Raw genomic sequence first — 16,739 nt, 5'->3', positions numbered from 1 at the left:
CGGAGGAGGCACTCATGAAACTCAAACTGTTGCTGGCGGCATTGCCGTTCGTCGGGATGTACACGGGCGGCTCGCTCGCCGAGGTGCGGCCGCTGCTGTTCGGGCTGCCGTTCCTGCTCGTGTGGAACCTGATCTGGATGGCCGCGACTGCTGCGATCCTCGCGATCCTGTTCCATCTCGACGAGCGCGACGCGGCCCGCGCCGGCCGCTCGGGAGACGCGCGATGAACGCATCGATCCTCATCATCGCGGCGTTCGCCGTGTTCGCGCTGGCGATCGGCGTGATGGCGCGCCGCGGCCGCAAGCTCACGCTCGAGCAGTGGGCGGTCGGCGGGCGCGGCTTCGGCTCGCTGCTCACGTTCCTGCTGATGGCCGGCGAGGCGTTCTCGACGTTCTCGTTCCTCGGCGCGAGCGGCTGGACCTATAGCAAGGGCGTGCCCGCGTTCTACATCCTGTCGTACGGCTGCCTCGCGTTCGTGATCGGCTACTGGATGCTGCCGGCCGTCTGGCGTTACGCGAAGGCGCGCGGGCTCGTGTCGTTCGCCGACTACTTCGCGGCGAAGTACGACAGCCGCGCGATCGGCGTGCTGGTGTCGGTCGTCGCGGTGTTCGCGATGGTGTCGCTGCTGATGATCCAGTTGCGCGGGCTCGGCGTGATCGTGTCGGAGATGTCGTACGGGCTGATTCCGCAGGCGGCCGCGATCTGGATCGCCGCGACGCTGATGGCCGTGTACATGGTCGTGTCGGGCATCCACGGCTCGGCGAGCATCGCGATCTTCAAGGACGTGCTGATCCTCGCGATCGCGATCTTCCTCGGCCTGTACCTGCCGACGCATTACTACGGCGGCCTCGGCGCGATGTTCGCGAAGATCGACGCCGCGCATCCCGAACTGCTGCGCATGCCCGCGCACGGCTTCAACCTGAGCTGGTACAACTCGACGATCCTGCTCACGTCGCTCGGCTACTACCTGTATCCGCACGGCTTCACCGCGATCTACGTCGCGAAGGACGAGCGCGCGCTGCGCCGCAACGTGATCCTGATGCCGCTGTACCAGGTGCTCATCGCGTTCCTGTTCCTCGTCGGCTTCGCGGCCGTGATGACCGTGCATGGGCTCGAAGGCGCGCAGGCCGATCTTGCGCTGCTGCGCCTCGTGAAGCAGACGTTCCCCGCGTGGTTCGTCGGCATCGTCGGCGGCACGGGCCTGCTGACCGCGCTGGTGCCGGGTTCGCTGATCATGCTGAACGCGTCGACGACGATCGCGCGCAACATCTACCGCGAAGGTTTCGCGCCGAACGCGACCGACCGCGAGGTGACGCGCGTCGCGCGGATCGCGCTGCCAATCTTCACGCTGGTGGTCGTCTACTTCGTGCTGCGCGGCGGCGCGACGTTCGTCACGCTCGCGATCTTCTCGTCGAGCCTGCTCACGCAGCTCGTGCCGATGCTTGCTTCGAGCTTCCTGAAGCGGCCGTTCGGCACGCGTGAAGGCGCGTTCGCGGGGATCGCCGCCGGCGCGATCGTGATCGCGATGACGAACTACTATGGCGTGACGCTCGCGTCGCTGTTCCCCGGCGCGTCGACCACGCTGACGTCGATCAACCCCGGGCTCGTCGCGCTCGCGGTGAATGCAGTGGTGTTCATCGTGATCAGCGCGGGGCAGCGCAGGCTGAAGGCGCGGGTTGCAGCGCCGGTTGGTTCCGCGTGACGGCTGGACGGCAATGAAATCAATCGAACGACAACAGGACACTGTGCGATGACGACCGAGGACAACCGAGCGGACAGCCGCGAAGCGATCGACACGCTGATCGCGAATGGCTGCGTGATCACGATGGACCCGCAGCGGCGCGTGATCGAGCATGGCGCGGTTGCCGTGAAGGGCGATCGTATCGTCGCCGTGGGCGGCACCGATGAACTGCAGGCCCGCTATCGCGCCGCACGCACGATCGACGCGCGCCGCAAGGCCGTGCTGCCTGGCCTGATCGATGCCCACGCGCATGCGGGCCACGCGATGCTGCGCACGATCGGCGGCGCGGACGGCGACGCATGGTCGGCCGCGGCCGAGACGATCTACGCGCGCGCATCGGACGAGGCGTTCTGGGAAACCGAATCGCACCTTGCCGCGCTCGAGCGGCTGAAGGCCGGCGTGACGACGGGCGTGTCGCTGCTCGGCGGCGGCAACTCGATCATGCGCGTCGACGATCCGGTCTATGCACGGCGCCATTGCGATGCGGTCGTGCGCACCGGCACGCGCTCGATCGTCGCGGTCGGCCCGTCGCGTCCGCCCGCGCCGCGTGCTTATACGCGCCACACGCCGGACGGCAGCGACACGCGCGACATCGACTTCGACACGATGTACGCAGTGTGCAACAGCATCATCGACGAATGCCACGGCGATGCCGGCGGCCGGATCCGCATCGCGCTCACGCTGCCCGTGTACGGGCCCGAGCACGACCCGGAACTCGCGCAGTACGAGCGCGACTTCCGCGACCAGGCCGCGCGCTACGGCGGATTGGCGCGCGAGCGCGGGCTGACGTTCACGCAGGACGGCCACCGCGCGGGCACGCTCGCATTCGCGCATCGCGAACTCGGCTTGCTCGGCCCGACGTCGTTCATGTCGCACAGCATCGACCTGACCGACGACGACATCGCGGCATGCGTCGAAACCGGCACCGCGATCGTCCACAACCCGAGCGCGATCATGTCGATCATCGGGCGCTGCCCGGTGCCCGAGCTGATCGATGCGGGCGTGACGGTGGCGATCGCGTCGGACGGCGCGGCGCCCGATCGCGGCTACGACATGTTCCGCCATATGTGGCAGTGCATGCATTACCACCGCCGGCATTTCCGCGACCCGGACGTGCTGCCGCACGGCAAGGTGCTGGAGATGGTGACGATCGACGCGGCGAAGGCGCTGTCGGTCGATCACGAAGTCGGCTCGCTCGAAGCCGGCAAGCTCGCCGACATCATCCTCGTCGACCTGTTCCGGCCGCACATGATGCCGATGAACATGCCGGTGTATCGCGTGACGTGCTTCGCGAACGCGGCCGACGTGTGCATGACGATGGTCGGCGGAAGGGTGCTGATGGAGGATCGGCGCGTGTTGTCGGTCGACGAGCAGGCGATTCTCGAGCGCGTCGTGGAAGTGTCGGAAACGATGCTGGAGCGCAGCGGGTTGCGTCATTTGCTCGACGAGCCGGAGACGCTGTGGGGGCGCAGCCGCTATTAAAAGTTGTAACGCTCCAGGCGGTTCGTTCTGCGCAAGGTCGGTCCTGTTTGGGCCGACTTTTTTTTGAGCGATCCAGAATGCGGAAGCCTGGCCACCGACGCCTGACCGCCGAGAACGTTATGTGCCGGCGCAGGATGCCAAGGCATTCCCCTTGCGGGCAACCGAGGCTGCCATCGTCACGTGCACGCCGAATGGCATGGTGGACCTCTAGCGCTCGCAATGCAATCGCAGCCTCGGAAACAACATGGTTGAGAGTCGCTTCGTCCTCAAACTCGCCCCAGTGAGGCGATCAAGCATATCGAGCGTATCAGGTCGTCATTAACGTGCGCATAAACAATCGGACTGATTGTTTCGATGTTTTCCATGGCATCCTCATTTCCTAAAATGGGGAATTTTTCGATTTTGTCAAGTCTCCGCTATTTCCCGATTAAAACGATTGGGTATTGCCCCGGTATTAATGACGCAATAAAAATGAATTGTTGTGAATTGCGCTGATTGCCCGATTAATATTGGTCATGGCAAAGTAATTCTTTGTAACAAATGGCGTCGTTGATGCTTCTCGTGAAGCAGCGGCGTACTCGTACGCATTTTGTTGTTTTTATCCTGGTGCCGGCGATGGCTGGATAGTAGGGAGGGGGAGTGTTGCAATCGATGGTTGTCAGAATATTTCTGACCTTTATCTTGTTCTTGCTGACTTACGGAATCATTCGGTGGTTCGATGTAGTACCTGCAGGAACGTACTCGACAATCGTGTCGGGTGCCGTTGCTGCAGCGCTTGGGCAGTGGTTGTTTTATTTAATCGGACGTAAGAGGTGATAATTGAAATATGCTGAGAGTGGATTTGCATACGAAGCAGTCGGCGTATGCCGTGAGTTGACCGAAGAGGAACTCACGATCGTTGCTGGAGGGGGGAATGTCGGCGGGGCAATCATCGGCGGACTCAAGGGTTCGGTAGTCGGCGGCATTGGGGGCGCGCTTGGCGCTGCAGCCGTCGGAGCGCCTGTCGGCGCCGGTGGCATCAGTGGCATGGTGTCCGGTGGAATTGGCGGTGCCGTGGCCGGTTTTTCGGGCGGCGGAGGCGGCTGATCACGGGTCGGCAACCGTGAAACATAGCTGACGCCCGGGCGGCTGCGAGCGATTGCAGCCGCCTGTCTTCATACCCGATACCGATTGCATTGCATGGCTGAAAGAAGTGACTTCACTGATGATCTCATCAGAAAGAAATATGAGGAACTTGGGTGTGTCGCGAGTTTGATGCTTGCGAAATCCGCGGTATCGAATCACGAACTCGTTCGCCTGAATGCGTGGATTCTGCCGGCGATCGAACTCAGGCAGATCAAGATATTTTTCGATGCAAGCGGAAAACCGGTTGGCTTCGTCACCTGGGCATTTCTTTCGGACGATGTCGTCCGGATAGTCGAGCGCGGTGGATTTATCTCGCACTTGTCAGAATGGAATGAAGGGCGTGACCTCTGGTTAATCGATCTTTCAATTCGCCGTGGTGGATTGGCGGCCGTTTCCCGATTCATCAAGGAAAAATTCTCCCGCGAACACGACGCGTTCTTCTGGCTGACGCGTCGTGAGTCTTCGGGCTCGCGTGTTCGTAGAAAGGCGCTGTCGTGATACCGCACGCCTCGCGAGTGTGACTGCCGTCGCAAGCGACGGATCGAGATCGAAAATAATCAGAATGAAAGGGCAGGTGATGACGCTCAATGAGCTCGACGATGTATTTGTGCCGATCTTGGTAGAACGGGTCAAAGGGGCAAGCCTCGTCTACAAGAATGACGCCGAGGCGATAAGCACGCGCACGTTGGTCGACCAATGTGCCTTTATTCTCGCCACCCGCCCTCGCGATCGACGTGCCGAGCAGCAGATATGGCTGAGCGAGCGCTATGGCGGGGAAGAGATCGTCAATAACGGCGGCGGAGTGCGATGTGGCTTGTCGATCGATCTGCAGGTAAAGGGCATTGGAGCAAATCTGCTGCTGGGGTGCGATTCGGATGGCGCGCATTCAAATGGTCACTTGTCGCTGGTAGACGCGATCTATGAGGCGGCATGGAGCGAGATTCTCGAAGAGGTTGTTCCTTTCGGTGTGCAGCGGGTGGTGGCCGTTCTGAAAATCGCGGAACAGGCACATGTCGACGGCAGTGCACGCGCATTGCTGATCAGAAGGCCGGAAATCCGGCCCGCGCATTTCGAGCGCGCAATTTATTTCAAGCCGATTCGCGATGCATCGTGGCATCGCGAGGCGGATGTTCGTCGTGTCAGAAATTCGGTTCGATACCTGGGAGAGGTCCTGCCGCGACCGGCTGTCATTGCCGAGCAACAGTGGCTCGCCATGACGGACAAGGAGCGATTCTCCGCGGGGCTCGGTGAGTTCGCGCGTCGACTTGCAGCTCAACTGGCGTACATGCGATCCCGCTTCATGGCACATGGTTGCACGTCGTCGAACGTATCGATCGACGGACGTCTTCTCGATTTCACCTCCGTCATGTCGTTGCTGGCGTTTGGTGCGGAATCGCTGCCGGATCTGAAGGCCATCTGGAACAAGGCTTCGCGGGAGCATCTGCCGATCATGAAGAGTATTTCTTCGATATGTTTTTATGCGAACAAATACTGGATCAAGGATGACGCATTTTCTGCGCAGGTCCTCGGGTATGCGATTCGCGAGTTCTCGCGCGAATTCGATGTGAAATTTGCGCGATATTTTTTGTGCATGGCAGGGGTGCCGCACGTTCTCGCCGAAAAAATGGCAGACGTCCCGGTCGTGGCGGGCTGGATATCCGAAGTCAAATCGACACTGGTCGAGTGGGTTGCGCAGCTGGATGTCGAAGGCGGGCGGGACGAGCACGATACTCGTCTTTTCAGTCTGTCGGGGAAGTTCGACTGGCTGTCGTTTTGGGACTTCGTGCATGACGGCGTCGTTCGCCCGGCCCGATGGCCGCAGCCGCATCAGGCGCTGACCAGCGCATATGCGGAGATCCTTGGCCTGGTATCCGACCTGGGAAGCACGATGAACATCTCCGGTGATGCCCTGGTTCGCAGCTTCGGTATCAACAGGAAAAAGTACCTGGGTGCATCGGCCTGCCTGAATCGCGACGCGGTCAAGCAGATGCTGAAGGGAATCGTCGAAGCCGGCGAGGAGAGCGACGTCACCGACGAGTTCATCAACAGACAGAAGCGGCAGTCGCTGCTGGTATTGAGATACGAAGGCGGGATGGTCGTGGATGTCTGGCGAGAGAGCGATCTGAGGATCGAGTTTCTGTTGGTGGAAGACCGATTCAGGTTTGTGAATGGGAATGAAAGTGAAATGTACAGCCCCGAGGCGTTCGGCAGGATCGTACGGCAGCGCCACGAATTGCATTCGATGCTTGCCTTCTACGGCGAAGTGGAAATCGAGCGAATCTGCGGAAAAATGCCGCGTATTCAATAGTCTGGACAATGGGTGGGTTGGCATGCGCACACGGAACGAAGCCTTGGGTGTCGAGATGGCAGTCGGGGTTGCACGGCGGCATTGGCCGACAGGTCTGATCGTTTGATGTGCGCCAATTGATGTCCGTCTTTTCCTCGCTGTTCAGATCTGAAGCGCAGGCAGGCCAGCGCACGCCGACAGTTGGCGAGATCGTGCTCGTGCGCCCCGTGTCGCTCGGCATCCTGACGGTTGCCGCGACGTGCATGGCGCTTGCAGTCGTGATGTTGTTTGCGCTCGGCAGCTATACGCGTCGCTCGACGGTCGAAGGCGTCGTCGTCCCCGATACGGGCCTCGTGAAAATCTACGCATGGCAACCGGGCATCGTGCTGCGCAAGACTGTTGCTGAAGGCAGTCACGTGACGCGTGGTACGGTGCTTTACGCGGTGTCGACCGACCTGCAGAGCGCGGCCGAAGGGCGCACACAGGCGGCGCTGATCGAGCAGGCCCGCCTGCGCAAGCGCTCGTTGCTTCAGGAGATGGACAAGACGCGCGTGCTGCAGCAAGACGCGCGCGACACGCTGGAAGCAAAGGCCGCGAGCCTGCGGGCGGAGCTCGCACGCCTCGACGATCAGCTCGCGGGCCAACACGAACGTGCGGCGATTGCCGCCGACGGCGTCGCTCGCTACAAGCGGCTGCTGGCGCAGGACTACATCTCGACCGACCAGTTCCAGCAGCGACAGGCGGACCTGCTCGACCAGCAATCGAAGCTGCTCGGTTTGCAGCGTGATCGCGCCAGTGTGCAGCAGTCGCTCAAGGAAGCGGTCAACGAGATCGCAGGCATTCGTCTCAAGCAGCAGAACCAGCTCTCGCAAATCGATCGCAACGTGATCGAGATCGACCAGTCGCTGATCGAGAGCGAGGCGCGACGTGAGCTGGTAATCACGGCGCCCGAGACGGGGGTTGCGACTGCCGTGATCGCGGAACCTGGCCAGACGATCGATACCACCCGTCCGGTGGCGAGTATCGTGCCGGACGGGGCGCGTTGGCAGGTTCATCTATTTGTGCCGAGCAGGGCTATCGGCTTTGTGCGTGTCGGCGATCCGGTGCGAGTGCGCTATCAGGCGTATCCGTATCAGAAGTTCGGCCAGTACGGTGCGCATGTAACGTCAATCGCACGCACCGCACTATCGAGCGCCGAGCTGTCGACGAGCGGGATACACGATGTTTCTGATCGCGGCGGCGACGGTGCGTTCTATCGAGTGACCGCCATGCTCGACGCGCAGACGGTGACGGCCTACGGCAAACCTCAACCGCTTCAGGCCGGCATGGCGTTGCAGGCAGACGTCCTCCAGGAGCGCCGTCGGTTGTACGAATGGGTGCTTGAACCGCTTTATAGCCTGACGGGCAAACTCTGATTTCTTGGTCCCCCATGTTCATTCTCGACCGACTCTCGTTCGGCGTCGGCAGCAAGCTCCCGATGCTTTTGCAAACCGAGGCCACCGAATGCGGACTCGCATGCCTTGCGATGATTGCCGGCTATCACGGCCACCACGTCGACGTGGCGACGATGCGCGGCCGTTTTCCCGTTTCGCTGAAGGGGACCGGTCTCGGTCGCCTGATCGAAATAGCACGGCGGTTCGATCTCGGTACGCGGGCATTGAAGGTGGATCTCGATCGGCTCGATCAACTACGCGTGCCGTGCATCCTGCACTGGAACTTCAACCACTTCGTCGTATTGAAGGAGGTGTGCGGAAAGTTCGCGGTGATCCACGATCCGGCCCAGGGCGTCCGTAAGCTGCCGCTCGATGTACTGTCGGGTTCGTTTACCGGTGTCGCGCTGGAGCTGTGGCCGACCGGAAGCTTCGCGTTGCGCGATGCCGCGCCGGCCGTCAAGCTGCGCGCATTGCTCGGGCCCGTATCGGGCTTGTCGCGCTCGCTTGGCCAAGTGCTGTTGCTCGCGCTTGCACTCGAGATCTTTGCGCTGGTGCAGCCGTTCTTCCTGCAGTGGGTGATCGACGAGGTGGTCGTCGGCGCGGACCGTGACCTGTTGACCGTGCTCGCGCTTGGCTTCGCCCTGTTGCTGTTGATGCAGCAGGCGACGAGCGCAATCCGCGCATGGGCGCTGATGTACTTCGGCACGACCCTCAACGTGCAGTGGCGCGCCAATGCGTTTACGCACCTGCTGAGCCTGCCCATGCGCTATTTTGAGCGTCGCAGTCTCGGCGATGTCGTGTCGCGCTTCGGCGCGGTCGACACGATTCAGCAGACACTGACGACATCGTTCCTGAGTGCAGTGATCGACGGGCTGATGACCATCGTCACGTTGGCGATGATGTTCATCTACAGTCGTGTGCTCGGATGTGTCGCGCTTGTCGCGATGGGGCTGTACGCGCTGCTGCGCTGGCTCTGGTACCAGCCGCTGCGACGGGCGACCGAGGAGCAGATCGTGCGAGCGGCCAGGCAGCAGACCCATTTCCTCGAGACCGTGCGCGGCGTGAAAACGATCAAGCTGTTCAACAGGCAGGACGAGCGTCACGCGAGCTGGCTGTCGCTGCTCGTCGAGCAGGTCAACGCGGGGCTGCATGTACAGAAGCTGCAGTTGCTCTACCAGCACCTCAACGGCCTGCTGTTCGGTATCGAGGGCTTGCTGATCGTGTGGCTGGGCGCGCGGATGGTGATGGACGGTCAGTTCACCGTCGGCGTGCTGATGGCGTTCAATGCGTACAAGAGTCAGTTTGACTCTCGCGTCGGCAGTCTGATTGACAAGTATTTTGAAGTCCGGATGTTGCAGCTGCAAGGTGAGCGACTTGCCGACATCGTGTTCACGCAGCCTGAGCCGGACGCGGCGCTTCGACACGTGCCTGGCGAGTCGGACGATCTCCCGGCAGGCATCGAATTTCGCGAGATCGGTTTCCGCTATGCGGACGGCGAGCCGGCGGTGCTCGACTGCGTGTCACTGAAAATCGCTCCGGGCGAATCGGTTGCGCTCGTCGGACCTTCCGGCTGTGGCAAGACGACGCTCGTCAACGTGCTGCTCGGCGTGCTCGACCCGACCGACGGCCAGGTGCGGATCGGCGGCGTCGACGTCGACAGGCTCGGGCTCCGGCGGCTGCGGGCGCTTGTCGGCACCGTATTGCAGGACGACGTGTTGTTTGCCGGGTCGATAGCCGACAACATCAGCTTCTTCGATCCGGACGCCGACACGCAATGGATCGTCGAATGCGCGCGGCTTGCGGCGGTGCATGACGATATTGTCGAGATGCCGATGGGTTACAACACGCTCGTAGGCGACATGGGCACGGTGTTGTCGGGCGGTCAGAAGCAACGTGTGCTGCTTGCCCGCGCGCTGTACAAGCGCCCGGCGATTCTTGTGCTCGATGAGGCCACGAGTCATCTCGACCTTCAGCGCGAACAGCAGGTCAATGTGGCCGTCAGCGCGTTGCGGATGACGCGCATCATCGTCGCGCATCGCCCGGAAACGATCGCATCCGCCGATCGGGTCGTGACGCTGAGAGACGGACGGATCGTATCCGATCGGCCGACGGTGGCAACAGGTGCGCTCGAGGCGCTCGATGCGCCGAGCGCTGACGCGGCGGAACGCCATCTGCGGGTGGGGTCATGAAGCCGTGCCTGATCGCTGCCGTTTCGATTGCCATGCTGACAATGCCCTCTTGCGCCAATGCGCAAGCGATCGACGTGTTTCGCACACTTGACGATGTATCGGCAACGCCGGCCACACCGTTGTTGAGGGACGCGTCGTGCCGCGCAATGCCGGAAGATCGCCCGCTCGAACTCGACGACGCGATCCTGCGGGCAATTTGTGCGGCTCCGCAGGCACGCCGGGCATGGGCGGAAGCGCGCGTGCAAGCCGCGGCGCTCGGCGTCGCCGATTCCGCATACCTGCCGACGGTGAATGCGACGGTGGGTGTCGAGCATGACACCTTGTCCACGACCTACGACTACAGTGCATTCGGTGCGGGCGAGATACGCCGGTCGCAAAACACGTCGAGCAGGTACGGCATGCTGACCCTCAACTGGGTACTGTTCGATTTTGGCAAGCGTGACGCGGCTCGGAGGCGCGCCAGTGCGTTGCTCGTGGTCGCCGATGCCGTCCAGGACGAGGTACTGCAATCCGTGATCCTCAACGCCGCGCAGGCGTTCTACGCGCTACGCAACGCACGGGCGTCGCTCGACGCCGCGCGGCGTACCGAATCGATCGCGCAAGAAAGTTTCGTGCAGGCATCGGCCAAGCACGCCGCTGGCGCCGGGACGCTTGCCGACGAACTGCAGGCACGCACCAGCTATCGACGCGCCATGCTCGACCGAGTGAGCGCCGACGGCGAAGTCAAGGTCGCGAGCGGCGCGTTGGCGGTGACGATGGGCCTCGATGCAAACGTGCCGGTCCGGATCGATTCACCGGAGTTGACTGTGGAAGGTCAGGCCGAACTCGATGCCGGCGTCGACCAATTGATCGATGAGGCGAAGCGGCGTCAGCCGAAGCTCGCGGCCGCACGCGCGAGACTCGACGCCGCGCGTGCGAATGTCGATGCCGCGCGTGCGCAGGGCCGTCCGACCATCGCGCTGATCGGCAGCATGACGCAGAACAGTCCGTCGTACCAGCAGCAATCGGTGCCGGTCACGGGTAGTCGCGGCAGCACGATCGGCGTGCAGTTGACGATTCCACTGTTCGAGGGATTCGCATCCGGTTATCGCACCGGGCAGGCGCAGGCTCAGGCGGATGCACAGGAAGCGGCATTGCACGACGCCGAACTGCAGGTGTCGCTCGAAGTCTGGACGAGCTACCAGAGCCTGCGCGCGGATGCTGCAAACCTGTCCAACTCGCGGGAGTTGCTGGCGGATGCGCGGCGCGCACTCGATGTGGCACGCGGGCGCTACAAGGAAGGGGTGGGCACGTTTACCGAATTGCTGAATGCGCAGACGGCGCTTGCGGATGCGCAGAAGCAGCGCGTGCTCGCTGTGTCGAAGTGGCGAAGCGCGCGCCTGAAACTTGTCGCAAGTCTTGGAAAGCTCGATCTTTCTGTCAGTCAGAAATAGACGAGTTGTGTCCGGAGGTCCCGTTTGATCTTGCGAGCCATTTCCCTGAAATGCAGATATTGCACCGGTTCCAGGAGCGGGCCGGCGAGCCGCAGTTCGAGCTGCCTCGTCACGGTGACAGTCTGCCCGCTCGCTTGATAAGACGAAGCGTACGCACCGAGCGGCGACGATATTCGCGTGGCGGATGGCAATTTAGGGATCGCGATATGTTCCGGGAAAACGATGACGGTCATTTCGTCGATCAGACGACCGACATAGGGCATCGCATGGGTTCGCGCCGTCAATCCGTCTTGTTCGAGCGCTGCGCGGATACTGCTGAAGCTGCTCAATCCAACGGGAACAGGAATGGCGCCCGGCCCTGGAAGTAGCGCGTAATCGGGCAACTGGAACGTCGTTTCGTAAGAAAACGGGCGGCTCAGGTCGTTGATCCCACTGTGCCGGTAGGTTCCATTGCCGTCCTGCCCCGTAACCATCAGGACACGCGCGGCGGCCTGAGCCTCTTGCCCGGGGCGAATGGATGCGAAGATCTGTCGTGCAATCCAGTCGAACGGCCCCTCGTTCTCGATCCTGCTGGTGCCGGCGACATTGCCTTCCCGATCGAGCGTGATATGGGTGACGGTGCGAACGCGTGCGTTGTCGGGCGTGGAAACCGGAAGGGGGACGACGCGCGCCGAATGGTCGTGGTGCCGAATGACCAGCGCCGATTTGCCCAGCAAGGCAGTGGGCAGCGTACCGAATCGGGCCGAGGCGGCAGTCGAATCGACGAACAAATCGAAATCCGGAAGATAGGTGATCGCATGATCGAATATCCCCAGGGGGAGCGCGACCTTGGGCAACCAGTAGACGGAGCCGGAGTTGACCAGTACCGGCGAACTGCGGATGTTTTTCGAGCTGAGCAACGCTTCAAGCAGTGTGACGTGATCCTTGCAATCGCCATAGGCTGCTGCCAGGACCGTATCCGCGTCGTGCGGGATCACTCCGCCGTGACCCAGGTGAATGGCGACATACCGAATGTTCGTGCTGACCCAGTTATATAGAATCTCGGCCTGTTTCAGCGGGTCTGTCTCGCCTTCGGTCAATTTGTCCGCGAGTGCGCGAATGGACGGCGTTATCGCGGCCTGAGGGGCTGCGTGATGCAGATATGCCGCGCCGACGGCATCGAAATCGGGAAACGTCGTGACTGCCACCCGCGGGCTGTAATCGACTTCACTGACCGAATCGAATTCCGGCAGACGAGCGGGCTGTGCGGGAAGATGCCAATGCCAGCGCTGCCTGTCGGGATCGTCCGACGTAGTGCGCCCGCCAGGTAAATCGACAGCGTCGACATTCAACATCATCGAAGCCGGTGCATGAATCGTCAGTGCCGTCTTCTGTCGCGGTATTTCGCAACCGAAGTATTCCACCACCGCGAGGTGTCCGGGAAAAACCGGCTTCCTGAGGAATCGGCGATACCTCAGCGTAAGCGTGGCTCCGATGCCGACTGACGGGAACACCACGACCTTGACTTTGTTGTCGTCGAACATCGGCGCGCGCGCGCTCTCCGCCGTCTGCTGCTCGAGAATTCTGTCGGTGCTGACTTCCAGGCGCTCTCCGTCCGCAGTGGTCGTATATGCGCTTTCTACCGTGAGCGTTTCCAGCGATTCGCTGTAACGGAGCGAAATCTGACCATGTTCCTGAACGCCTTGGTCGGTCTCGATGCGCAATTGAAAGCAGACTTCCTGAATGAAGGTTCCGTCGGCATTGACGGTGTAGGAAATATCTTCGTTCAGGCAAGTTACATTGGGCTGGAATTGAGTGTGCAGCTCGAGTATTTCGGATTCTGGTGTCATCGTTGCGCAGATTGCCATGAAGATATTGAATCAGGACAGAATTGAAAAATGAGGCATGCCTGCGTTGCATGCAGAAAGGCGCGGCGCGGTTGAAATTCAGTGCAGTCGTTTATTGTGCAGAAATCCGTGTGACGCAACAAGGGTCGGCGAGAAGGTGGATGGTGACCTCGGTGAATCGAAGTCGACTCGCATGCCGCGTCTGGATTGTGGTCGAAATCAATGCAACCGGCGTGCGTCGGCGCGTCGATCGATCACGAGGAGTGCGACAGAATGTCGGAGAGACAGGCTGCGTTCCGTTCTTCTCCGGGTTTCGCGCCCTTTCGCGATTGACCGGAGCGTGTCAATCGCACCGGTTCTCGATCCATGGCGTCAACGACGGTAGATGAACTCCAGGTCGGTCGCTTCACCGACCTTGAAATCGTACGTGCCGACCTTCCTGAAACCGGCTTTCTCATAGAAGGCGATGGCCTTCGCGTTACCGGACCACACGCCGAGCCACACCGGGCCGGGGCGTTCCGTGGCCAGATAATCCAGTGCGGAATCGAACAACGCGCGCCCGGCGCCGGTCCCTTGCGTACCGCGCCGAAGGTAGATCTGATGGATCTCCCCCGACCCGTCGGCAACCTCCGGGTGCGGGAGCTTGCACGGCCCCGCGTGTGCATACCCCACCAGCCGGCCGTCGTCACTTTCGGCGACCCACGTGCGGCACTGGGGATCGTTGAGCTGGCCCGTGACCGTTTCCACCGAGTAGGCTTGAGTCTCGTACGCAGCCAGATCGTGCGGCGGGTAGTCGATATTGAATCCGTCTTGCAGAAAGGTTTCGCGAAACGTGTCGCGCTTCAATTCGGCAAGCGGGATGGCATCGGACGGCGTGGCAACGCGGATCAACATGGAGGATGGCTTGATTCGTGGGTCGGGCAGACAGTGTATCCCGGCTGACGAGAGGCTTGCGAGCGCGTGGTCGACATGCGTGCGAGCCGTGCCAGGGGCTGGTGCGCCCGAACCTGACCAACCGCAAGGCAATCTCGCCGATGCCGGTGGTTGACGGCGGACGGACATGCTAGGATTTCCGACAAACAACTTCGGAGACTGCCATGCCGTTCATCTGCGAAAACGTTGCATGCCGCGCCGTGCTGGCTCGCGGGCAGGTCAGGCCCCGTCAAGAGGACGCGGGGTGGTGTTTCTACTGCCCGGACTGCAACACCAGGAACGAGTTGATGTATGTCGACGTGGCCGGTGGCGCCGTCGAACTGGTTCAGCCGGAGCGGGCCAGCCCGCCGCACAAGGTGGTTGCAACGGCCCGGCCGTTGCAGGACGGCAAATACGCCGCGCAGTTGAGCGTTCAGCGGGCGCTCGCCGTGAAGGGAACGTACGCGGCCGAAGAACACTGGGATGAACTCGGTGTGTTCGGCGACGCGCAGGAAGCCGTCGCGCATGCGAAGTCGTTCGCCACCGACCTGTTGCAGCGAGCGGCGTAGTCGATATCATTCGGTCAACGAAGAAGCGGTGTCGCGCACGCATGCGTGACGCCGCTTTGCATTGTCCGTTCGTTCCCGTCAGTTGTAGATGTCGAACGAGAAATACTTCTTCGCGATCCGCTGGTACGTCCCGTCCTGGATCAGGCTCGCCAGCGCCTGGTTGATCTGCGTGCGCAGCGCGTCGTCATCCTTGCGCACGCCGATCGCCGAACCCACGCCGAGCGTCTTCGGGTCATGCAGCGCCGGCCCCGCGAATTCGAAGTTCGCTCCCTTGGCCGTTTTCAGGAAACCGAGGTCGGCCTGCACCGACGATTGCAGCGACGCATCGAGCCGCCCCGACAGCAGGTCCTGGTAGACGAGATCCTGCGTCTGGTACGTGCGGACGATCACGCCTTTCGGCTCCCAGTACGTGCGCGCATAAGTCTCCTGCGTCGAACCCTGCTCGACGCCGACGCTCTTGCCCTGCAGCGATTCGGGCGTCGGCTGCAGGTTCGAGCCGCGCCGCGCGACGAGCCGGGGCGGCACGTTGTCGATCTTGTCCGTGAACGCGATCTGCGTGAGGCGCTTCTCGGTCACGCTCATCGACGACAGCACGCCGTCGAACTTGCGCGCCTTCAGCGCGGGGATCATCCCGTCGAACGCGTTCTCGACCCACACGCAGCGCACCTTCATCCGTTCGCAGATCGCATTGCCGAGATCGATGTCGAAGCCGACGAGCTTGCCGTCGGGCGCGAGCGATTCGAACGGCGCATAGCTGGGGGCGACGCCGAGGCGCAGTACCGCCGGGTCTTTCGCGGCGGCGGCGCCGGCCGTCAGCGCGAGCGCAACGGCCAGAACGAGTTTTTTCATGTCTGTCTCCAATACCAATTGATGTTGTTTGTCGTGCAGCGAACCAGCGGCCGATGGGCGTGACTGCCCGCGCCCGGCCATGCGCGGGCGGCTGGACGTCGCGCCGGAAGCGGCCGGCGAAACGTCCGGATTCGAAGGGGGGCTTTAGCGGGCGGCGCCGGTGATGCGCGCCATGCTGTGCCGGTAGCCGGCGGGCGCGAACGCGGCATTCAGCGCGGCCATCGCGGCGATCACGCCGAGATGCATCCACCACGCGATCGCGAAGCCGCCGCCCGCGTCGCGCAGCCAGCCGATCAGCCAGGGGCTCGCCGCGACGGTCAGGAAGCCGATGCCCTGCACGAACGCGGCGAGTGCGCCGGCGAGCCGGGCATCGGGCAGGTGGTCGAGCGTGACGATCAGGCTCATCGAGAAGAAGCCGCCGAGACCGAGGCCGACGCTCGCGACCCAGAGCCACGGCGCGACCGCGGGCAGCGTCGCGAACCCGACGAAGCCGGCCGCCTGCAGCGCGAGCGTGAGCCACAGCGCGGCGCGACGGTCGGGCGAGCGTTTTGCGAGCATCGGCATCGCGAGCGCGCCGGTCGCCTGGAACAGCGCCATCCACGCGAGCAGGTTGCCGCTCGCTTGCGGACTCATGCCGATGCCGCGGTAGAACGCGGGCAGCCACGCGACGAGGCTGGCGTAGCCGCTGTTGCTGAGCCCGAAGAACAGCGCGAGCTGCCACGCGCGCGGAATGCGGGCGAACGCGGTGAGCGGGGCCGATACGGCCGTTGCGCGCACGGCGTCGCGTGGCGCCTTCGCCCGCCACAGCGCGAGTGTGACGAGCGCGGGCGCGGCCCACACGGCGAGCGCGAGATGCCAGCCGCCCTGCGCGGCGAGCCACGCCGCGGCCGAGT

At 62.5% G+C, this 16,739-nt stretch carries 13 protein-coding genes; 9 read left to right on the top strand and 4 right to left on the bottom strand.

Annotation, left to right across the window (positions count from 1 at the left end):
• The first annotated feature begins 14 nt into the window (after positions 1-14).
• The 8 genes from F3J15_RS16445 to F3J15_RS16410 all read left to right on the top strand — a co-directional run bounded on the left by F3J15_RS16445 (position 15) and on the right by F3J15_RS16410 (position 11,690).
• On the top strand, positions 15-227 hold the full coding sequence (locus F3J15_RS16445; protein ID WP_166892529.1) for a DUF3311 domain-containing protein: 213 nt from the start codon (positions 15-17) through the stop codon (positions 225-227).
• Positions 224-1,702, top strand: a complete 1,479-nt coding sequence (locus F3J15_RS16440) for a sodium:solute symporter (RefSeq protein ID WP_166892526.1) — start codon at positions 224-226, stop codon at positions 1,700-1,702. The genes F3J15_RS16445 and F3J15_RS16440 overlap by 4 nt, the downstream gene beginning before the upstream one ends.
• Positions 1,703-1,750: 48 nt before the next feature.
• Complete coding sequence (locus F3J15_RS16435) at positions 1,751-3,223, top strand: amidohydrolase family protein (protein WP_166892523.1); 1,473 nt, start codon at positions 1,751-1,753, stop codon at positions 3,221-3,223.
• 1,179 nt (positions 3,224-4,402) lie between these two features.
• Positions 4,403-4,846 carry a toxin-activating lysine-acyltransferase gene (locus F3J15_RS16430; RefSeq protein ID WP_166892520.1) on the top strand — a complete coding sequence of 148 codons (444 nt, stop codon included), beginning with the start codon at positions 4,403-4,405 and terminating at the stop codon, positions 4,844-4,846.
• A 64-nt stretch (positions 4,847-4,910) separates the two neighbouring features.
• On the top strand, positions 4,911-6,656 hold the full coding sequence (locus F3J15_RS16425) for a hypothetical protein (RefSeq protein WP_166892517.1): 1,746 nt from the start codon (positions 4,911-4,913) through the stop codon (positions 6,654-6,656).
• Positions 6,657-6,775: 119 nt separating this feature from the next.
• Complete coding sequence (locus tag F3J15_RS16420; RefSeq protein ID WP_166892514.1) at positions 6,776-8,050, top strand: HlyD family efflux transporter periplasmic adaptor subunit; 1,275 nt, start codon at positions 6,776-6,778, stop codon at positions 8,048-8,050.
• Between the two features lie 14 nt (positions 8,051-8,064).
• Positions 8,065-10,257 carry a peptidase domain-containing ABC transporter gene (locus F3J15_RS16415; RefSeq protein WP_166892511.1) on the top strand — a complete coding sequence of 731 codons (2,193 nt, stop codon included), beginning with the start codon at positions 8,065-8,067 and terminating at the stop codon, positions 10,255-10,257.
• Positions 10,254-11,690, top strand: a complete 1,437-nt coding sequence (locus tag F3J15_RS16410; protein WP_166892507.1) for a TolC family protein — start codon at positions 10,254-10,256, stop codon at positions 11,688-11,690. The genes F3J15_RS16415 and F3J15_RS16410 overlap by 4 nt, the downstream gene beginning before the upstream one ends.
• Here the strand turns inward: F3J15_RS16410 and F3J15_RS16405 are convergent.
• Complete coding sequence (locus F3J15_RS16405) at positions 11,681-13,537, bottom strand: DUF3857 and transglutaminase domain-containing protein (protein WP_240158929.1); 1,857 nt, start codon at positions 13,535-13,537, stop codon at positions 11,681-11,683. The two genes, F3J15_RS16410 and F3J15_RS16405, sit on opposite strands and share 10 nt — an antisense overlap.
• Before the next feature lie 351 nt (positions 13,538-13,888).
• Positions 13,889-14,410 carry a GNAT family N-acetyltransferase gene (locus F3J15_RS16400; RefSeq protein ID WP_046549341.1) on the bottom strand — a complete coding sequence of 174 codons (522 nt, stop codon included), beginning with the start codon at positions 14,408-14,410 and terminating at the stop codon, positions 13,889-13,891.
• Between the two features lie 203 nt (positions 14,411-14,613).
• Here F3J15_RS16400 and F3J15_RS16395 point away from each other — a divergent pair, with 203 nt between their 5' ends.
• Positions 14,614-14,997 (top strand): hypothetical protein, encoded by a 384-nt coding sequence (locus F3J15_RS16395; protein ID WP_089486405.1) that lies wholly within the window; start codon positions 14,614-14,616, stop codon positions 14,995-14,997.
• 78 nt (positions 14,998-15,075) lie between these two features.
• On the opposite strand, the gene F3J15_RS16390 is transcribed toward F3J15_RS16395, so the two are convergent.
• Positions 15,076-15,846: an ABC transporter substrate-binding protein gene (locus F3J15_RS16390; RefSeq protein WP_166892504.1), complete on the bottom strand. Its 771-nt coding sequence runs from the start codon at positions 15,844-15,846 to the stop codon at positions 15,076-15,078.
• 144 nt (positions 15,847-15,990) lie between these two features.
• Positions 15,991-16,739: MFS transporter (locus F3J15_RS16385; RefSeq protein WP_166892501.1), on the bottom strand; the 749-nt coding region annotated here is incomplete at its 5' end.

The organism is Burkholderia sp. Ap-955, assembly GCF_011753045.1.
Classification (GTDB): Bacteria; Pseudomonadota; Gammaproteobacteria; order Burkholderiales; family Burkholderiaceae; genus Burkholderia; species Burkholderia lata_D.
The sequence above is the reverse complement of the archived record's forward strand: the minus strand, read 5'-3'. Positions and strand labels throughout refer to the sequence as shown.

Bases quoted from the DNA above. Each gene is read 5' to 3' on its own strand.
- F3J15_RS16445 (WP_166892529.1), top strand. From the start codon at position 15: ATGAAACTCAAACTGTTGCTGGCGGCATTGCCGTTCGTCGGGATGTAC.
- F3J15_RS16440 (WP_166892526.1), top strand. From the start codon at position 224: ATGAACGCATCGATCCTCATCATCGCGGCGTTCGCCGTGTTCGCGCTG.
- F3J15_RS16435 (WP_166892523.1), top strand. From the start codon at position 1,751: ATGACGACCGAGGACAACCGAGCGGACAGCCGCGAAGCGATCGACACG.
- F3J15_RS16430 (WP_166892520.1), top strand. From the start codon at position 4,403: ATGGCTGAAAGAAGTGACTTCACTGATGATCTCATCAGAAAGAAATAT.
- F3J15_RS16425 (WP_166892517.1), top strand. From the start codon at position 4,911: ATGAAAGGGCAGGTGATGACGCTCAATGAGCTCGACGATGTATTTGTG.
- F3J15_RS16420 (WP_166892514.1), top strand. From the start codon at position 6,776: ATGTCCGTCTTTTCCTCGCTGTTCAGATCTGAAGCGCAGGCAGGCCAG.
- F3J15_RS16415 (WP_166892511.1), top strand. From the start codon at position 8,065: ATGTTCATTCTCGACCGACTCTCGTTCGGCGTCGGCAGCAAGCTCCCG.
- F3J15_RS16410 (WP_166892507.1), top strand. From the start codon at position 10,254: ATGAAGCCGTGCCTGATCGCTGCCGTTTCGATTGCCATGCTGACAATG.
- F3J15_RS16405 (WP_240158929.1), bottom strand. From the start codon at position 13,537: ATGGCAATCTGCGCAACGATGACACCAGAATCCGAAATACTCGAGCTG.
- F3J15_RS16400 (WP_046549341.1), bottom strand. From the start codon at position 14,410: ATGTTGATCCGCGTTGCCACGCCGTCCGATGCCATCCCGCTTGCCGAA.
- F3J15_RS16395 (WP_089486405.1), top strand. From the start codon at position 14,614: ATGCCGTTCATCTGCGAAAACGTTGCATGCCGCGCCGTGCTGGCTCGC.
- F3J15_RS16390 (WP_166892504.1), bottom strand. From the start codon at position 15,846: ATGAAAAAACTCGTTCTGGCCGTTGCGCTCGCGCTGACGGCCGGCGCC.